17 protein-coding genes and 1 pseudogene are annotated in these 18,185 nt (G+C 62.9%); 17 read left to right on the top strand and 1 reads right to left on the bottom strand.

Features of this window, described 5'->3' with window-relative positions:
• The 12 genes and pseudogenes from DM813_RS27155 to ureG form a co-directional block, all read left to right on the top strand.
• Nucleotides 1-464 (top strand): annotated as a pseudogene (locus DM813_RS27155) (acetaldehyde dehydrogenase); the annotation flags it as partial.
• Nucleotides 465-475: 11 nt separating this feature from the next.
• Nucleotides 476-1,489: a 4-hydroxy-2-oxovalerate aldolase gene (gene dmpG / locus DM813_RS27160; RefSeq protein ID WP_128326493.1), complete on the top strand. Its 1,014-nt coding sequence runs from the start codon at nucleotides 476-478 to the stop codon at nucleotides 1,487-1,489.
• Between the two features lie 70 nt (nucleotides 1,490-1,559).
• Nucleotides 1,560-2,771, top strand: a complete 1,212-nt coding sequence (mhpT, locus tag DM813_RS27165; protein WP_128326494.1) for a 3-(3-hydroxy-phenyl)propionate transporter MhpT — start codon at nucleotides 1,560-1,562, stop codon at nucleotides 2,769-2,771.
• A 75-nt stretch (nucleotides 2,772-2,846) separates the two neighbouring features.
• Entirely contained in the window at nucleotides 2,847-4,121 is a 1,275-nt protein-coding gene (locus tag DM813_RS27170; protein WP_128326495.1) for an OprD family porin, read from the top strand.
• A gap of 190 nt (nucleotides 4,122-4,311) precedes the next feature.
• Nucleotides 4,312-5,145 (top strand): urease accessory protein UreD, encoded by an 834-nt coding sequence (locus DM813_RS27175; protein WP_128326496.1) that lies wholly within the window; start codon nucleotides 4,312-4,314, stop codon nucleotides 5,143-5,145.
• A gap of 9 nt (nucleotides 5,146-5,154) precedes the next feature.
• Nucleotides 5,155-5,457 carry an urease subunit gamma gene (locus tag DM813_RS27180; protein WP_107023374.1) on the top strand — a complete coding sequence of 101 codons (303 nt, stop codon included), beginning with the start codon at nucleotides 5,155-5,157 and terminating at the stop codon, nucleotides 5,455-5,457.
• A 9-nt stretch (nucleotides 5,458-5,466) separates the two neighbouring features.
• On the top strand, nucleotides 5,467-5,784 hold the full coding sequence (locus DM813_RS27185; protein WP_128326497.1) for an urease subunit beta: 318 nt from the start codon (nucleotides 5,467-5,469) through the stop codon (nucleotides 5,782-5,784).
• Nucleotides 5,781-7,484: an urease subunit alpha gene (gene ureC / locus DM813_RS27190; protein WP_128326498.1), complete on the top strand. Its 1,704-nt coding sequence runs from the start codon at nucleotides 5,781-5,783 to the stop codon at nucleotides 7,482-7,484. Before DM813_RS27185 ends, ureC begins: the two co-directional genes overlap by 4 nt.
• 10 nt (nucleotides 7,485-7,494) lie before the next feature.
• Complete coding sequence (ureE, locus tag DM813_RS27195) at nucleotides 7,495-7,974, top strand: urease accessory protein UreE (protein ID WP_128326499.1); 480 nt, start codon at nucleotides 7,495-7,497, stop codon at nucleotides 7,972-7,974.
• Between the two features lie 20 nt (nucleotides 7,975-7,994).
• The gene (locus DM813_RS27200) at nucleotides 7,995-8,540 is read left to right on the top strand and encodes a HupE/UreJ family protein (RefSeq protein WP_128326500.1); all 546 of its coding nucleotides are present in this window, start codon (nucleotides 7,995-7,997) and stop codon (nucleotides 8,538-8,540) included.
• Entirely contained in the window at nucleotides 8,540-9,214 is a 675-nt protein-coding gene (locus DM813_RS27205) for an urease accessory protein UreF (protein ID WP_128326501.1), read from the top strand. Before DM813_RS27200 ends, DM813_RS27205 begins: the two co-directional genes overlap by 1 nt.
• A 10-nt stretch (nucleotides 9,215-9,224) precedes the next feature.
• Nucleotides 9,225-9,854: an urease accessory protein UreG gene (gene ureG / locus DM813_RS27210; protein WP_347233036.1), complete on the top strand. Its 630-nt coding sequence runs from the start codon at nucleotides 9,225-9,227 to the stop codon at nucleotides 9,852-9,854.
• A gap of 54 nt (nucleotides 9,855-9,908) precedes the next feature.
• Here the strand turns inward: ureG and DM813_RS27215 are convergent, their stop codons facing one another.
• Nucleotides 9,909-11,402 carry an aldehyde dehydrogenase family protein gene (locus DM813_RS27215; protein ID WP_128326502.1) on the bottom strand — a complete coding sequence of 498 codons (1,494 nt, stop codon included), beginning with the start codon at nucleotides 11,400-11,402 and terminating at the stop codon, nucleotides 9,909-9,911.
• Between the two features lie 411 nt (nucleotides 11,403-11,813).
• On the opposite strand from DM813_RS27215, the gene peaA reads away from it, so the two are divergent.
• The 5 genes from peaA to DM813_RS27240 all read left to right on the top strand — a co-directional run bounded on the left by peaA (nucleotide 11,814) and on the right by DM813_RS27240 (nucleotide 18,081).
• The gene (gene peaA, locus DM813_RS27220) at nucleotides 11,814-13,382 is read left to right on the top strand and encodes a quinohemoprotein amine dehydrogenase subunit alpha (RefSeq protein WP_128326503.1); all 1,569 of its coding nucleotides are present in this window, start codon (nucleotides 11,814-11,816) and stop codon (nucleotides 13,380-13,382) included.
• 72 nt (nucleotides 13,383-13,454) lie between these two features.
• A complete protein-coding gene (peaB, locus tag DM813_RS27225) occupies nucleotides 13,455-14,885 on the top strand; it encodes a quinohemoprotein amine dehydrogenase maturation protein (protein ID WP_128326504.1) in 1,431 nt (476 codons plus the stop codon).
• Between the two features lies 1 nt (nucleotide 14,886).
• Complete coding sequence (gene qhpC / locus DM813_RS27230) at nucleotides 14,887-15,210, top strand: quinohemoprotein amine dehydrogenase subunit gamma (protein ID WP_128326505.1); 324 nt, start codon at nucleotides 14,887-14,889, stop codon at nucleotides 15,208-15,210.
• A 31-nt stretch (nucleotides 15,211-15,241) separates the two neighbouring features.
• Nucleotides 15,242-16,366: a quinohemoprotein amine dehydrogenase subunit beta gene (peaD, locus tag DM813_RS27235; RefSeq protein ID WP_128326506.1), complete on the top strand. Its 1,125-nt coding sequence runs from the start codon at nucleotides 15,242-15,244 to the stop codon at nucleotides 16,364-16,366.
• 41 nt (nucleotides 16,367-16,407) lie between these two features.
• The gene (locus tag DM813_RS27240) at nucleotides 16,408-18,081 is read left to right on the top strand and encodes an AMP-binding protein (RefSeq protein WP_128326507.1); all 1,674 of its coding nucleotides are present in this window, start codon (nucleotides 16,408-16,410) and stop codon (nucleotides 18,079-18,081) included.
• Nucleotides 18,082-18,185 lie beyond the last annotated feature (104 nt).

Consider the following 18,185-nt stretch of genomic DNA (forward strand, 5'->3'; position numbering starts at 1 on the left):
CCGGACCCGGCACCCGCGCCAACATTGACGAGTTCACCGAAACCACCAGCAAGGCCATCGAAGTGATTGGTGGGGCTGCGAAGGGCAAGGCGATCATCATCATGAACCCGGCCGAGCCGCCGCTGATGATGCGTGACACGGTGTTTGTATTGTCCGAAGCCGCCGATCAGGCCCAGGTCGAAGCCTCCATCGAGGAAATGGCCGCCGCTGTGCAGGCTTATGTACCCGGTTACCGCCTCAAGCAAAAGGTGCAGTTCGATGTGATCCCCGCGGATGCGCCGCTGAACATTCCCGGCCACGGCCGCTTCTCTGGCCTGAAGACCTCGGTGTTCCTTGAAGTCGAAGGCGCCGCCCATTACCTGCCAGCGTATGCCGGCAACCTCGACATCATGACCTCGGCGGCGCTGGCCACGGCCGAGCGCATGGCCCAGTCGATGTTGAAGACCGCGACGATCAACGGCTGAGGAGCTCACTCATGAACGGTAAGAAAATCTACATATCCGACGTCACCCTGCGTGACGGCAGCCATGCCATTCGCCACCAGTACTCGATCCAGAACGTGCAGGACATCGCCCGCGCGCTGGACCAGGCCCGGGTGGATTCGATCGAAGTCGCCCATGGCGACGGCCTGCAGGGCTCGAGCTTCAACTACGGTTTCGGCAAGCACACCGACCTTGAGTACATCGAGGCCGTGGCCGACGTCATCGAGCACGCGCAGATCGCCACCTTGCTGCTGCCCGGCATCGGCTCGGTGCATGACCTCAAGGCTGCCTACAACGCCGGCGCGCGGGTAGTGCGCGTGGCCACGCACTGCACCGAAGCCGACGTGTCGAAGCAGCACATCGAATACGCCCGCGAGCTGGGCATGGACACCGTCGGCTTTTTGATGATGAGCCACATGGTCCCGGCCGAGCAGTTGGCCGCCCAGGGCAAGTTGATGGAAAGCTACGGCGCCACCTGTATCTACATGGCCGACTCCGGTGGCGCAATGAACATGCAGGACATCCGCGAGCGCATGCGCGCGTTCAAGGCCGTGCTCAAGCCCGAAACCCAGGTGGGCATGCACGCCCACCACAACCTCAGCCTCGGCGTGGCCAACTCCATTGCGGCGGTGGAAGAGGGCTGTGATCGCATCGACGCCAGCCTCGCCGGCATGGGCGCTGGTGCCGGTAACGCGCCACTGGAAGTGTTCATCGCCGCTGCCGAGCGTATGGGCTGGAACCACGGCACCGACCTCTACACCCTGATGGATGCGGCCGACGACATCGTCCGTCCGTTGCAGGACCGCCCGGTGCGAGTCGACCGCGAAACCCTCGGTCTCGGTTATGCCGGCGTCTATTCCAGCTTCCTGCGTCACGCCGAAGTGGCCGCCGCCAAGTACGGCCTGAAAACCCTCGACATCCTCGTCGAACTGGGCAAACGCCGCATGGTTGGCGGCCAGGAAGACATGATCGTCGACGTCGCGCTGGATTTGCTCAAACGCGGATAACTCCATGCGGTCGCCCCCTGGGTGACCGTTTTTCCTGCCCTCACACAATAATAAATCGAGGTGCTTGAACATGACTGTTGTAACTGCCCAGAGCCGTGCACAACTCGCTACAACCATCAGCCTGTGTTTTCTCGTGGCGCTGATGGAAGGACTGGATCTACAAGCGGCGGGTATCGCTGCGCAAGGCATGGCAGCCGCGTTCAATCTCGACAAGCTGCACATGGGTTGGGTTTTCAGTGCCGGGATTCTCGGCCTGCTGCCCGGCGCGTTTGTGGGTGGTTGGGTGGCTGACCGCATCGGCCGCAAACGCGTGCTGATGGGCTCGGTAGCACTGTTCGGGCTGTTTTCCCTGGCCACCGCACTGGCCTGGGACTTCAACAGCCTGATCGTCGCACGCTGCCTGACCGGCGTGGGCCTGGGGGCGGCGCTGCCCAACCTGATTGCCTTGACGTCCGAGGCAGCGGGACCGCGCTTGCGGGGTACGGCGGTGAGCATGATGTACTGCGGTGTGCCGTTGGGCGCTGCGCTGGCGGCGGTGATCGGCATTGCCGGGTTCTCCGGTGGCTGGCAGGTGGTGTTCTACGTCGGCGGTGTAGTGCCGCTGCTCATCGTGCCGCTGCTGGGGCGCTACCTGCCGGAGTCGGCGGCGTTTCGCCACGGCCAGCAATCGACCGAAAACGGCACGGGCCTCTGGCACGGCCTGTTCCGTAACGGTGCTGGCTCATCGACATTGCTGCTGTGGCTGAGCTACTTCTTCACCTTGATGGTGGTGTACATCCTCATCAACTGGCTGCCAAGCCTGCTGGTGGGGCAGGGCTTCACCGGCGTTCAGGCCAGCTGGGTGATGCTCGCGCTGCAACTGGGCGCTGCCGTCGGCACCTTGTTGCTGGGTGCACTGATGGACCGCTTGCCGGCCTGGGCCATCGCCTCGCTGATCTATCTGGGCATCCTCGGTTCGCTGACCGCCCTGGGCCTGGCCAGTGCGTTTGAGCACATGCTCGTGGCCGGCTTTGTCGCCGGTTTGTTCGCTACCGGCGGGCAAGGGGTGTTGTACGCACTGGCGCCGTTGTTCTACCCCACGCACATGCGCGCCACCGGCGTTGGCACGGCGGTGGCGGTTGGACGCCTGGGCGCCATGAGCGGGCCGCTGGTGGCCGGGCAGATGCTCGCCCTGGGCACCGGTACGGCGGGTGTGATGCTGGCGTCCGCGCCGGGCATTGTGCTGGCGGCGGGGGCGATGTTCTGCCTGTCGCTGCGGCGTAACAAGCTGGCGCCCGAATAACCCCGCCGGTTCGCGCAACAGCCCGGCCGCCAAGGTGGCCGGGTTTACGACAACAACAATAAAGTGATCCTTGCCATGCATACCTGCATTCTGCGTGCGGCTGGCCTGTGCCTGACGTTTACCCTGGCGTCCTCGTCCTGGGCGGGCGGTTTTATCGAAGACAGCAAAGCGAGCGTAACGGCGCGCAATTATTATTTCGATCGCGACTTCAAAGGCACCTCGGCGCAGTCTGCCGCGCGAGAGTGGGCCCAGGGTTTCATCTTCAGGTTCAATTCCGGGTTCAGCGAGGGGCCGGTCGGCTTCGGCCTGGATGCCCAGGGCTTGCTGGGGCTGAAGCTGGACTCTTCACCAGACCGGGTCGGCACCGGCTTGCTGCCCTATGATGCAACCGACCACGAGCCCCGTGACGACTACTCCGAACTGGGCCTGACCGCCAAGGCCAAAGTGTCGAAAACCGAGCTTCAGGTCGGCACCATCAGCACCTTGTTGCCGGTGGTATTTGCCAGCCCCAGCCGCTTGCTGCCGCAGACCTTGCGCGGTACCTACCTGCGCTCGCAAGACATCGACAACCTGACGCTACATGCCGGCTGGCTGGACCGCATGAACCAGCGCGACTCGACCAACTACCAGAAAATCACCATGGCTGCGCCCAATGGCCGCTTCAATGGCAAGGCCGAGTCAGACCAGTTCGTGTTCATGGGGGCCGACTACAAATGGTCGGATGCGCTGACGCTCAAGTACTACCACGCCACCCTCAAGGACCTGTACCGCAAGGACTTCGTCGGCGTCGAGCACCTGCAGCCGCTTGGCAGCGGGCGACTGAAAAGCGACCTGCGCTATTTCGTTGCCGGTGAAGACGGCGCGGCCGGTGGCGGCAAGGTCGACAACCGCAACCTGGGCATGATGTTCACCTATACCCTGGGTGCCCACAGCCTGGGTGCCGGCTACATGCAGCTCACCGGGGCCACCGCCATGCCCTACATTGCCGGCACCGAGCCGCTGGTGATCACTGAAGGCTCGCTCAGCTCCGAGTTCATAAACCCCAAGGAACGCAGCTGGCAGGTCAAGTATGACTATGACTTCAGCGCACAGGGCGTGCCGGGGCTCAAGGGTATGGTGCGTTACATCGACGGCAGCAACATTGACTTGCCGGTTGCGCTGGGCGGCGATGACCGCCACGAAACCGAGAAGGATGTAGAACTTTCCTATGTGGTGCAGTCGGGCAGCATGAAGGGGCTGGGGCTGCGTGTTCGCCACGCCTGGTACCGCAACGACTTTGCACCGGCAGCGACCTTCAGGGATGGCAATGAACTGCGGGTAAACATCGATTACACCCTGGCGCTCTGGTAAATGAAGTGAGCGCGAAGCGCCAATCCGGTGCGCCTTTCTCTCCCCGCGGGCCATTCTGGCCCGCTATGTGCTTTGTCTCCCTGTATCGATAGCTGATCGATTGGTCAGGCCTTCACCGTGCCGAGGTACGAAATGAAGGCTGCCCCATCGCTGAAGCTCATCGAACTCCGTATTTACAGGGATCAGGTGCATGTCGCTTCCTCAACCGCTCGACCTCGCTGCCCGCGACACCGGCTGGAGTGCCGAGCTGATGCTGCGTTTCGTTCGTCGCGGACCCAAGACCTGTATTGGTGCGCGGCGGCATTTCGGTCCTCTTTTGGTGCAGCGGCCGTTCTACCCGGAAGGCGCACCGTGCCACGTTTATGTGCTGCATCCCCCCGGCGGTGTGGTCGGCGGCGACAAGCTGGTGCTCGATGTGCACCTTGAGTCCGGCAGCCATGCGTTGCTGACCATGCCTGGTGCCACCAAGTTTTACCGGAGTGGCGGCGATACGGCGTGTTTGCGCCAGCATTTTCACCTGGCGCCCGACAGTGTGCTGGAGTGGTTGCCCCAGGGCAGCATCTGCTTTGCCGGTGCCCGGGCACGCCTGGAAAACCGCTTCAGCCTGTCTCCTGGCGCCCGCTTGCTGGCCTGGGAAACCCTATGCCTGGGCCGTCCGGTGATGAACGAGACGTTCAGCCATGGTGCCCTGGACAGCCGCTTGCAGATCGATGTGCCTGATGACCCCGGCCTGCATGAACGCCTGCGCATCGAGGGTGGCCAGCTGCAAAAGCTCGGTGGTTACCCGCTGCAGGCGACCTTTTGCGCGTATCCCGCCACCGCCGAACTGCTCGAGCAAGCGCGCACATTACTCGACGGTTTGCACCCGCCTGCCGGCGCGACCCTGCTGGGTGAACTGCTGGTGGTGCGCCTGCTGGACCACGACAACCAAGGTTTGCAATTGACCCTGCAGCGGCTATGGCATGCCCTGCGTCCGGCCGTGATCGGCCTGACGCCATGCCCGCCGCGCATTTGGGCTACCTGAGAGAGTGCCATGGAGCTGACCCCGAGAGAGAAAGACAAACTGCTGCTGTTCACCGCTGCGCTGCTTGCCGAGCGTCGCCTGGCCCGCGGCCTGAAGCTCAACTACCCGGAAGCGGTGGCGTTGATCAGTGCCACGGTCATGGAGGGCGCGCGCGATGGGCGCACGGTAGCCGAGCTGATGAACCTGGGCCGCGAAGTACTCAGCCGCGAGCAGGTCATGGAGGGGGTGAGCGAGATGATCCCCGACGTGCAGGTCGAGGCGACCTTTCCCGACGGTACCAAGCTTGTGACCGTCCATGACCCGATAGTTTAGGAGCGCCGCATGATTCCTGGAGAAGTACAGGTCGCCGAGGGCGATATCGAACTCAATGTGGGCTACCCGACCTGTAGCGTCACCGTGGCCAACCACGGCGATCGCCCGGTGCAGGTCGGCTCGCACTATCACTTTTATGAGGTCAACGACGCCCTGGTGTTCGAACGTGAACCTACCCGTGGTTTTCGCCTGGACATCGCTGCCGGCACGGCGGTGCGCTTCGAGCCGGGTCAGGCTCGCACCGTGACGTTGGTGGCGTATGCCGGCAAACGAGAAGTGTATGGGTTTCAGGGCAAGGTCATGGGCAAGCTGGAGGTTGAAGGATGAGCCGGATTTCCCGTCGGGCCTATGCCGACATGTTCGGCCCCACGGTAGGCGACCGCGTGCGCCTGGCCGATACCGAGCTGTGGGTAGAGGTAGAGAAGGACTTCACCCTGTACGGTGAAGAGGTCAAGTTCGGTGGCGGCAAGGTGATCCGCGACGGCATGGGCCAGGGCCAGATGCTCGCCGCCCAGGCCATGGACCTGGTGCTGACCAACGCCTTGATCATCGATCACTGGGGCATCGTCAAGGCCGATATCGGCATCAAGAACGGGCGTATTTTCGGCGTCGGCAAGGCCGGTAACCCCGATGTACAGCCGGGCGTGACGCTGCCGATCGGTGCCGGTACCGAGGTGATTGCCGCTGAAGGCAAGATCGTCACTGCCGGTGGCATCGACTCGCACATTCACTTCATCTGCCCGCAGCAAGTGGAGGAGGCGCTCACCTCCGGCGTCACCACCTTTATCGGTGGCGGTACCGGACCCGCCACCGGCACCAACGCCACCACGTGCACTTCCGGGCCGTGGTACCTGGCGCGGATGCTCCAGGCCGCCGACGAGCTGCCGATCAACATCGGCCTGCTCGGCAAAGGCAACGCCTCGCAACCTGATGCGTTGCGAGAACAGATCCATGCTGGCGCGGTCGGCCTGAAACTGCACGAAGACTGGGGCTCAACGCCTGCGGCGATTGATTGCTGCCTGACGGTGGCCGAAGAACTGGATGTGCAGGTGGCCATTCACACCGACACGTTGAACGAGTCCGGCTGTGTCGAAGATACCCTGGCGGCGATTGGTGACCGCACCATCCACACCTTTCACACCGAAGGCGCGGGCGGTGGGCACGCCCCGGACATCATCCGCGCGGCGGCATTTGCCAACGTGCTGCCATCGTCGACCAACCCGACCTTGCCGTACACCGTCAACACCGTTGATGAGCACCTGGACATGCTCATGGTCTGTCACCACCTGGACCCGAGCATTGCCGAAGACGTGGCGTTTGCCGAATCGCGCATTCGCCGCGAGACCATTGCCGCTGAAGACATCCTGCATGACCTCGGCGCCTTTTCCATGACCTCGTCCGACTCCCAGGCCATGGGCCGGGTCGGTGAAGTGGTGCTGCGCACCTGGCAGGTCGCCGACCAGATGAAACGCCGCCGCGGGCCGCTGGCGCCCGACAGCCATTACAGCGACAACTTCCGGGTCAAACGCTACATCGCCAAATACACCATCAACCCGGCGCTGACCCACGGTATCGCGCATGAAGTGGGCTCGGTCGAAGCGGGCAAGCTGGCCGACCTGGTGCTATGGGCGCCGGCATTCTTCGGGGTCAAGCCTGCGCTGGTGATCAAGGGCGGCATGATCGCCATGGCACCTATGGGCGACATCAATGGTTCGATCCCGACGCCGCAGCCGGTGCACTACCGGCCGATGTTCGGTGCCTTGGGTGCAGCACGCAATGCCACGCGCATGACCTTTCTGTCGCAGTCGGCGCATGAGCGCGGTGTACACCATGAACTGGGCTTGCGCAGCCTGATCGGCGTGGCCCACGGCTGCCGCACGGTGCGCAAGGGCGACATGGTCCATAACAGCCTGTTGCCACGGATCGAAGTGGACTCGCAGACCTACGAGGTGCGTGCCGACGGCGAGTTGCTGGTGTGCGAGCCGGCGACGGTGTTGCCGATGGCGCAACGTTATTTTCTGTTCTGAAGGAGTGAACATGATTCTTTTGACGCGGCGGCTCAGTGACGCCGCCCAGCCCAGCGCTACGGTCACCCTCACGCTGGACGTACGGATCAAGAGCCGTGTGCGCGTCACCCTCGATGACGGGCGTGAAGCAGGGTTGATGCTTGAACGCGGCCAGCTGATTCGCGGCGGCGAACTGCTCGGTGACGAGACGGGCAGCGAAGTCATTCGCGTACTGGCGGCGGCCGAAGAGGTGTCCACGGTGCGCTGCGCCGATTCGTTGTTGCTGATGCGCGCGGCGTATCACCTGGGTAACCGCCATGTACCGCTGCAGATCGACGACGGATTTGTCCGCTACCAGCATGACCACGTCCTGGACGAAATGGTCCGCGGCCTGGGGCTGCAGGTGACAGTGGAGCAGGCACCGTTCGAGCCCGAAGCCGGCGCCTACCAGAGTGCTCCGCACAGCCACTCACACAGCGACCACCCGTTCGTGCGGGTTGCCCAGCACTGATTTTGACAAGGAGACTCACCATGAAAAAGACCCTCGCCCTGGCCTTGCTGCTGGTGGCCGTACCGGCGTTTGCGCACCCGGGCCACGATGCCAACCCGTTGCAGGACGGCTTGCTGCACCCGCTAACCGGACTTGACCATTTGTTGATGCTGCTCGGCACCGGCGTACTCGCGGCCTTGACCGGCCGTAGCCTGGCCTTGCCGCTGCTGACCCTCTGCGCGATGTTCGGCGGCGCGTTCATGGGGCAACTGTTCGGCGGCGTGATCGGCATGGAACAGATGATCACCGGCTCGCTGCTGGTGGCCGCGACTGCATTGTTGCTGCCGAGTCGTCAGGTGCTGCTGGCCCTGGCCATGCCGCTGTTTGCCCTGTTTCACGGCTGGGCGCATGGCGTCGAAGCCAGTCCCGGGGCGTTCTGGGTATTCAGTGCCGGCTTTGTCACCGTCAGCGGCGTGTTGCTATTGGCAGGCTTCGCCGGCGGTTGCCTGTTGCGTCAGCATAAAGGCCTGCAGAAAGCCTTTGGTGGCGGCCTGCTGGCCGGTGCCGCGCTGGTGCTGGCCGGTTGATGAGCGTTGAGCTGAAGCTGCTGCGGCTGTTGCAACTGGCCAGCCCCAACCTGCCGGTAGGTGGTTTCACCTATTCGCAAGGGCTGGAGTGGGCGGTCGAAGCCGGATGGGTGCAGGGCGCCGCCGGCTTTCGCGACTGGCAGTTGCAGCAGCTGCACGACACCTTGGGGTGCCTGGACTGGCCGCTGTTGGCGCGCCTGTACCAGGCCTGTCGTGATGACGACGTCGAAGCGTTTGCGCGCTGGAGCACGTTCCTGCTGGCCAACCGCGAGACCGCCGAACTGCGCCTGGAAGAACGCCAGCGCGGCATGGCCCTGGCGCGTCTGCTGGATGGCTGGCAGTGGTGTCAGGCCCCCGCCTGGCGCAACGCTGTCGCCATGAGCCAACTGGGCGGCATGGCCTGGCTCGGTGTGCAGTGGGATATCCCGTTGCGCGACCTGGCGCTGGGGCATGGCTTTGCCTGGCTCGAAGGGGCGGTGATGGCCGGCGTCAAGCTGGTGCCCTTTGGCCAACAGGCGGCCCAAAGCCTTTTACGCGACCTCAGCGAAGCCTTGCCCGGGGTGCTGGAAAGCGCCCTGGCCTTACCTGACGAGGAACTCGGCGGTGGCTTGCCACTGCTGGCGATCGCCTCGGCCCGTCACGAAACCCAATACACCCGATTGTTCCGATCCTGAGGAAAGCCCTATGCAACTGCAAAGCTACCAGCAACCCCTGCGTGTCGGTGTCGGCGGCCCGGTCGGCTCCGGCAAGACCGCACTGCTTGAAGCCCTGTGCAAGGCCATGCGCGATCACTACGAAATCGCCGTAGTCACCAACGACATCTACACCAAGGAAGACCAACGCATCCTCACCGAAGCCGGAGCCCTGGCGCCGGAGCGTATCGTCGGTGTGGAAACCGGCGGCTGCCCGCACACCGCCATCCGCGAAGATGCCTCGATGAACCTGGCGGCGGTGGAAGACCTTGCGCGCAAGTTCGGCAACCTTGAAGTGATCTTCGTCGAGAGTGGCGGCGATAACCTCAGCGCCACCTTCAGCCCGGAACTGGCCGACCTGACGGTGTATGTGATTGACGTCGCCGAAGGCGAGAAGATTCCGCGCAAAGGCGGACCGGGGATCACCAAGTCGGATTTCCTGGTGATCAACAAGATCGACCTGGCGCCTTATGTGGGCGCGTCGCTGGAGGTAATGGAGAAAGACACCCAGCGCATGCGCCCCGAGCGTCCCTGGACCTTTACCAACCTCAAGACCGGCCAGGGTTTGCAGCGGGTGATCGATTTTATTGTCGAGCGTGGCATGTTGGGGGCGGGTCGCTGATGCCATCGCTGGCACGCCAGCGCTTGAGCGCCGGCGTGCCGTCAGGGGCTGCTGTCAAAGCTTGATCAGCACCGATTTGAGCTCGGTGTAGTGTTCAATGGCCGCCGCGCCCATTTCCCGGCCAACGCCCGACAGCTTGTAGCCACCGAACGGCAGCGCCGGGTCAAGGGCGCTGTGGCAGTTGACCCAGACCGAACCGGACTTGATCCGCGGGATCATGCGGTGCACCGCCGCCAGGTCGTTGGACCAGATGCTGGCGCCAAGGCCGTACGGGTTGTCATTCGCCAGGCTCACCACCTCATCGAGGTCGTCAAAGGGCATGGCGACCAGCACCGGGCCGAAAATCTCTTCCTGCACCAGGCGATGACGCTGGTCGACGTCGACGATCACTGTGGGTTTGACGAAGTAACCCGGGCCGAAGCCTTCGCCGCCACAGGCGATGGTTGCGCCCAGTTCGCGCCCAAGGTTGATGTAGCCGGTCACCCGGTCCTGCTGTTTGGCCGAGATCAACGGGCCCATCTGCACCTTCGGGTCGAGGCCGTTGCCCAGGGTCATGCCGTTGGCGATGCCGGCAATGTCGGCCACCACGTTGTCAAAGTGCTTGCGGTGCACATACAGGCGCGAGCCGGCGCAGCACACCTGGCCCTGGTTGAAGAAGATCGCCGTGGCAGCGCCGGCAGCAGCCTCCTGCAAGTTGGCGTCGGGCATGACGATGGTCGGCGACTTGCCGCCCAGTTCGAGGGTGACGCGGGTCATGTTCTCCATCGCGGCCTTGCCGATCTGCTTGCCGACTTCGGTGGAGCCGGTAAAGGTCAGCTTGTCCACGCCCGGGTGGCGGGTGAGGGCGGCACCAGCGACCAGGCCAGTACCGGTAATCACGTTGAAGACGCCGTCCGGGTAACCGGCTTCCTGCACCAGTTCGGCCAGTTTCAGTGCCGTCAGCGGGGTTTCGTCCGCCGGCTTGAGCACCACGGTGCAACCGGTGGCCAGGGCCGGTCCGAGTTTCCAGCAGGCCAGCAGCAGCGGGAAGTTCCAGGCGACGATTGCGCCGACCACGCCGATCGCCTCGCGGCGAATGAAGCCGTGAAACTGCTCATTGGGCATCAAGGGCAGCGAAGGCTCCACCGTCGTGCCTTCAATCTTGGTCGCCCAGCCGGCCATGTAACGCAGGAAGTCGATGGCCAGTTGCACGTCCATGACCTTGGCCACGGCGGCGCTTTTACCGTTGTTCAGGCACTCAAGCTCGGCCAGCTCCTGCGCGTCGCGTTCCATCAGGTCAGCCAGGCGCCACAACAGGTTCTGCCGCTCCCGTGGGCGCATGCGGCTCCAGGCCGAATCATCAAAGGCAGCGCGGGCGGCCTTGACGGCGCGGTCAACGTCATCGCTGTCGGCACAGGGCACTTCACCCAGCACCTCGCCGGTGGCCGGGTTGCGAAAGCTCATGGTGTTGCCGCTCTTCGCATCCTGCCACTCGGCGCCGATGCGCATCTTCAGCTTGCGCTCGAGAAAAGCCTGGGTACGGGGGAGGATGGGCAGTGTCGAAAGCATGGGGCGACGCCTCTTGTCATTGGATGTGCAGGGCACTTTCGCAACCACCATGCCAAGGTCGAAAAAATTTCTTAACCAATTGATATAAAACAATAAATTATTGATTTTGAAGCGCGCTTGCCGAGACCCGGTTGTAGCACTTTGAGACGCCATGAGACAGCAATGGCACAACGCGTCGCTGGCCTAAGCTGAGAGGGAGCAAAGGCGTTGTCTCAAGGTGCAACGGTCTGTCGCAAATTTAGACGCCGGGTGTGAACGTCGGCCCCATGCTTAGGTCATCAAGTGTTGCTTAAGCTGTTGAAAATAAACACTTTGCATAGATTGGCACAGTTCCTGTATTGGTCCTGTGCAGAAGCACCTACGGCACCCAGCGTGCAAGAACGATAAGAACAACACCGTGGAGGTCTGACCTTGAGAATGACTCGACTCCGGCGACATACCAGCAGCCTGGCATTGATCGCCGCCGCTTCCTTGCTGTGCACCCAGGCCCAGGCCGCTGAAACAGGCCCCAGCGTGCTGCAGAACAAATGCATGGGCTGTCACCTGCCGGAAGGCAACGACACCTACAGCCGCATCAGCCACCAGCGCAAAACCCCGGAAGGCTGGCTGATGAGCATCGGCCGCATGCAGACCATGCATGGCCTGAAGATCAGCGACGATGATCGCCGCACTCTGGTCAAGTACCTGGCCGACCGGCAAGGCCTGGCGCCGAGCGAAACAGAAGGCGTGCGCTACGCCATGGAACGCCGGCTCAACACGGTCGAGCATTTCGATGCCAAGCTCAGTGAAACCTGCGGCCGCTGCCACTCGGGGGCACGGGTTGCGCTGCAGCGTCGTCCGGCCAAAGAGTGGGAGCACCTGGTCAACTTCCACCTCGGCCAATGGCCGTCGCTGGAATACCAGGCCCAGTCGCGCGACCGCGACTGGCTGCCGATTGCCCTGAACGAAATGGTGCCGGAGCTGGCCAAGCGTTTTGCGCTGGAGACCCCGGCCTGGGCTGACTGGCAGAAAGCGCGGCCAAAAGCCGAGGTGCTGGCAGGGCAGTGGAGCTTCAGCGGCCACATGCTGACCAAAGGCGATGTGCGCGGCGTAATGACGGTAGGCAGCGCCGAGGGCGACGGTTTCAAGGTCGACATCAAGGGCAGCTATGCCGACGGCACGCCGTTCCAGGGCAGCGGCTCGGCGATTCTCTACAACGGCTATGAATGGCGGGGCAACGTCAAGGTCGGCGATACCACGATGCGCCAAGTGTTTGCCGCACTCGACGGTGAGATGAAAGGGCGCATGTACGAGGCCGACCATGACGAACGTGGCCTGGATTTCACCGCGGCGAAGGAGGGCAAGGCCCGTCTGCTGGCGGTGCAGCCATCCTTCATCAAGGCCGGCAGCGAAACTGAACTGACCCTGGTCGGCAGCGGCCTGTCGGGTAAGCCGGATCTCGGTGCTGGCATCGAGGTTACCCATGTGCTGGCGTCGAGCGCCAACGAGGTGCGGGTCAAGGCGCGTGCCGCCGTCGATGCCGCGCCGGGTGTGCGCGAGATCAGCCAGGGTGCGTTGAAAGGTGTGAACCTGACGGTCTACGACAAAGTTGAGGAAGTCAAAGTGGTGCCGGCCTTCTCCATCGCCCGTATTGGCGAGAACGGCGGCAGCACACCGAAAGTGCAGGGCCGCTTTGAAGCCGAAGCCTGGGGCAAAGACGCCAAGGGCGAACCGCTGCGTATCGGTTATCTGCCGGCCCAGTGGTCGGTAGAACCCTACAACGAGCGCGCCGAAGAAGACGAAGACGTCAAGTTCGCCGGACAGATGCAGGACAACGGCATCTTCGTACCCGGTGGCGCAGGCCCCAACCCCGAACGCCGGATGATGACCAACAACGCGGGCAATCTGAAAGTGATCGCCAAGCTGGAAGACGGCGGGCAACAGGGCGAAGGCCACCTGATCGTTACCGTCCAGCGCTGGAACAACCCACCGCTGCCATAAGCGGCCATGAACCGAGCGGGCGCTGCGGCGCCCGGTTGCCAACGTTGTTCGGATGCACTTCGGGAGGTCGCCATGGGCGCACAATTGAATCTGGTCGAGCGTAACCTGCATGAAGTGCAGGTGGATGCCGACCGCATGCTGTTCCATATCCCCAGCAGTTCGCTGTTTGCCACAGACGCGGTGACCGGCGGGATCATCGACACCTTGCGTGAGCAGGGCTGCTCGTCGGACGAGTTGCTGCAGCGTCTTGCGTCGCGCTTTGCCGGCCAGGACGTCATCGACACCCTTCACGAACTGATGGCCCTGGAAGTGGTCAGTGACGGTTCGCCGCTGACCCCGGAAATCGGCGTCAAGCGGGTCGAGCGCACGGCCCTCAACACCGTGGTACTCAACGTCAATACCGGCTGCAACCTGAGCTGCAGCTACTGCTACAAGGAAGACCTCGACAAGCCGTCGGCCGGCAAGAAGATGAGCACCGCCACCGCCGAGTCGTCGGTGGAAATGCTGCTCAAGGAGTCACCGGAAGAAACCCGCTACACCGTGGTGTTCTTCGGCGGCGAGCCGCTGTCCAACCGGCCGTTGATCGAACACATGGTGGCGTACTGCGAGCGGCGCTTTGCCGAGGCGGGCAAGCAGGTCGAGTTTGTCATGACCACCAACGCCACCTTGCTGACCGAGGAGATCGTCGACTGGCTCAATGCCCATCGCTTCGGCTTGTCGGTGAGCATCGACGGGCCCAAGACTGTGCATGACCGCAACCGCATCACGGTTGGCGGGCAGGGCACCTATGACGTGGTGCGGCGCAAGGCCGAAATGCTTCTGTCGCGCTACAACAGTCGCCCTGTTGGCGCACGGGTGACTCTGACCCGCGGCATCACCGATGTCGAAACCATCTGGAACCACCTGTTCAACGAACTGGGATTCGCCGAGGTAGGCTTTGCCCCGGTCACTTCGGGGGATATGGCCGACTTCAACCTCAGTGCCGAAGAGCTGGTGGAGGTCTTCGCCAACATGAAGGCCTTGGGCCGACGCTACCTGGAAGCGGCACTGGAACACCGCAACATCGGCTTTTCCAACCTGCACCAATTGATCACCGACATTCACGAGGGGCACAAAAAGGCCCTGCCGTGCGGTGCCGGCTTGAAGATGCTGGCGGTCGATCACAAGGGTGAGCTGAACCTGTGCCATCGCTTTACGGGCTCCAGCCTGCCGACTTTCGGCAACGTCCACAGCGGCGTGAAACAGGTGGAGCTGAACGACTTCCTGTCCCAGCGCCTGGACCGCAGCGGTACCGGCTGTGACAGCTGTCGCATCCGTAACCTGTGCTCGGGTGGTTGCTACCACGAGAGCTATGCCCGCTACGGCGACCCGACCCACCCGACCTATCACTACTGTGAGTTGATGCGCGACTGGGTCGACTTCGGCATCGAAGTCTACAGCCGCATCATGGCCGCCAATCCGGCCTTCATCAGCCAGTACATCACTCCGCGGAAGGCGCATTGATATGAAACACCTCAAGCCGCTGAACAACAAAGCCCAGATCCTCGAGCAGGCCGTGGCCCAGGACCGTGTCGAAGAAGTGGTCGCCATGAGCGCCGTTGCCGGTTGCACCGCCACCACCGACCCGGGCTGGGAAGTGGATGCCTTCGGGGGCGTCAGCTCGCTCTGCCAGCCGATGGAAGCTGACCTTTATGGCTGCTCGGACCCTTGCTGGTGGCCGGCGCAGGTGCCGGACATGATGAGCACCTACCAGGACTGGAACGCCCAGGCCACCAACTCCCAGGAAGACTGGCGCAACCTCGGCACCGTGTTTCCAAAAGACAAGTGACCGGCCGACAAGAACAAGAAGGGGAAACCGCATGAAAGCTGGAGTTTTCGCAACACTGGCGCTGACCGTCGCCACCAGTGCCAGCAGCCTGGGCGCCTGGGCCGCCAACAGCAGTGAGACCGCACTCAAGGCTGGTCATGAGTACATGATCGTCACCAACTACCCGAACAACCTGCACGTCATCGACCTGGCCGATGACGAGGTCTACAAGAGCTGCAAGCTGCCCGATGCGTTTGGCCCCGGCACTGCCATGATGGCGCCGGACAACCGCACCGCGTATGTACTCAACAACCATTTCGGCGACCTGTACGGGATTGACCTGGACACCTGCAAGTCGGTGTTCCACGCCAACCTGTCGAACGTCCCGGGCGAGCTGGCACGCTCGATGTTCTCGTTCGCCATCAGCCCGGACGGCAAAGAGGTGTACGCCACGGTCAACCCGACCCAGCAGCTGAACGATCACTATGTGGTCAAACCACCGCGCCTGGAAGTGTTTCGCGCCGCCGACGGCCTGGCTGCAAAACCGGTGCGCAGCTTCCCCATGCCGCGCCAGGTGTACCTGATGCGTGCAGCGGATGATGGCAGCCTGTTCGTCGCCGGGCCCGACATCTACAAGATGGATGTGAACACCGGCAAGTACGAGGTCGCACTGCCGCTGCGCAACTGGAAGCGCCCCGGCTTCAGCGCTCCGGACGTGCTGTACTTCTGGCCGCACCAGACCGCCCAGCATGACTTCTCGATGCTCTACACCGTGTCGCGCTTTACTGACGACAAACAAGACCCGGCCACGGCCGAGCCAATGTACGGCTACCTGAGCATCGACCTCAAGACCGGCAAAACCAGCAATCAGGAGTTTGCCTCGCTGACCGAGCTGTACTTCACCGGCCTGCGCTCGCCCAAGGACCCGAACCAGATGTACGGCGTGCTCAACCGACTGGCCCGCTACGACATCAAGGAGCGCAAACTGATCAAGGCGGCCAACCTTGAGCACACTTACTACTGCGTGGCCTTCAACAAGTCGGGCAGCAAGCTCTACCTGGCCGGCACCTTCAACGACATTGCGGTGTTCGATCCGCAAAGCCTGGAGAAGGTCAAGAACATCAAGCTGCCAGGTGGCGACATGTCGATCAGTACGACCCAGGTGTTTATCCGCTAGGCACGCGTTGAATACCGTTACAACAAGAACAAGAGAACGCCATGAATACGCTGAGCTACACCCAAGGGCGGCACGACACGCCGCTGCTCACCCAGTGCATCGGCGACGCCTTCGACCTCACCGTTTCGCGCTTTGCCGAGCGCGAAGCGTTGGTGGTCCGGCATCAGGGGCTGCGCTACACCTGGCAGACCCTGGCCGAGGCAGTCGAACGCCAGGCGCGCGCGTTGATGGCCCTGGGGCTCGAACGCGGTGACCGCCTCGGTATCTGGGCGCCCAACTGCGCCCAGTGGTGCATCACCCAGTTCGCCAGCGCCAAGATTGGCGTGATCCTGGTCAACATCAATCCGGCGTACCGCAGCAACGAACTGGAGTACGCGCTTAGCCAGTCCGGTTGCCGTTGGGTCATCTGTGCCGACGCCTTCAAAACCAGCGACTACCACGCCATGCTGCTGGAACTGGCGCCTGGCCTGGCCAGTGGCTGGCCGGGCGAGCTGGCGTGCGAACGCCTGCCAGAACTGCGCGGGGTGGTAAGCCTGGCTGCTGCGCCACCGCCAGGCTTTCTGGCCTGGCAGGCGCTGCAGGCAAGGGCCGGGGAGGTCAGCCAGGCGGCGCTGGCAACGCGCCAGGCCAGCCTGCGCTGTAACGAGCCGATCAACATCCAGTACACCTCCGGCACCACCGGCTTTCCCAAAGGCGCAACCCTCAGCCACCACAACATCCTCAACAATGGCTACCTGGTGGGCGAAAGCCTGGGCCTGACCGAGCACGATCGCCTGGTGGTCCCCGTGCCGCTTTACCATTGCTTCGGCATGGTCATGGCCAACCTGGGCTGCCTGACACACGGTTCCACCCTGATTTATCCGGGGGACGCCTTCGATCCCCTGGCCACCCTGTGTGCGGTGGCTGAAGAAAAGGCCACCGCCTTGTATGGGGTGCCGACCATGTTCATTGCCCAGCTGGATCATCCGCAGCGTGACAACTTTGATCTTTCCAGCCTGCGCACCGGCATCATGGCCGGCGCCAACTGCCCGATCGAAGTGATGCGCCGGGTGATCGATGAAATGCACATGAGCGAAGTGCAGATTGCCTACGGCATGACCGAGACCAGCCCGGTTTCGTTGCAGACCGGGCCGGATGACGACCTTGAACTGCGCGTTACCACGGTGGGCCGTACCCAGCCGCACCTGCAGAGCAAGATCATCAATGCCGCCGGCAATTGTCTGCCGCGCGGTGAAATCGGCGAGCTGTGTACCCGTGGCTACAGTGTGATGCTCGGCTACTGGAACAACCCGGCAGCCAGTAGTGAAAGCATCGATGCAGAGGGCTGGATGCACACCGGCGATCTGGCGTGCATGGACGAGCACGGTTACGTGCGGATCGTCGGTCGCAGCAAGGACATGATCATTCGCGGTGGCGAGAATGTGTATCCGCGCGAACTGGAAGAGTTCTTTCTTACCCATCCTGCGGTGGCCGATGTGCAGGTCATCGGCGTTCCGTGTGCGCGCTATGGCGAGGAGATCGTCGCCTGGATTCGCCTGCACCCGGGTGAGGGGACTAGTGAGGAACAGTTGCGCGATTGGGCCAAGGCCCGTATCGCGCATTTCAAAGTGCCGCGGTACATGCGCTTCGTCGACCAGTTTCCGATGACGGTAACCGGCAAGGTGCAGAAGTTTCGCATGCGTGAGATCAGCATGGAGGAGTTGAAGTTGCCTTGAACATCAGGACCTGCCTCAGACCATTGTGGGAGCAGGCAGCGCCGGCGATGGGCTGCAGCGCAGCCCCGGCAATTGATGTTGCGAGCGCTGCGCGCTCGATCGCA

Origin of the sequence: Pseudomonas alkylphenolica, assembly GCF_004025535.1 — a bacterium.
GTDB classification, from domain to species: Bacteria; Pseudomonadota; Gammaproteobacteria; order Pseudomonadales; family Pseudomonadaceae; genus Aquipseudomonas; species Aquipseudomonas alkylphenolica_A.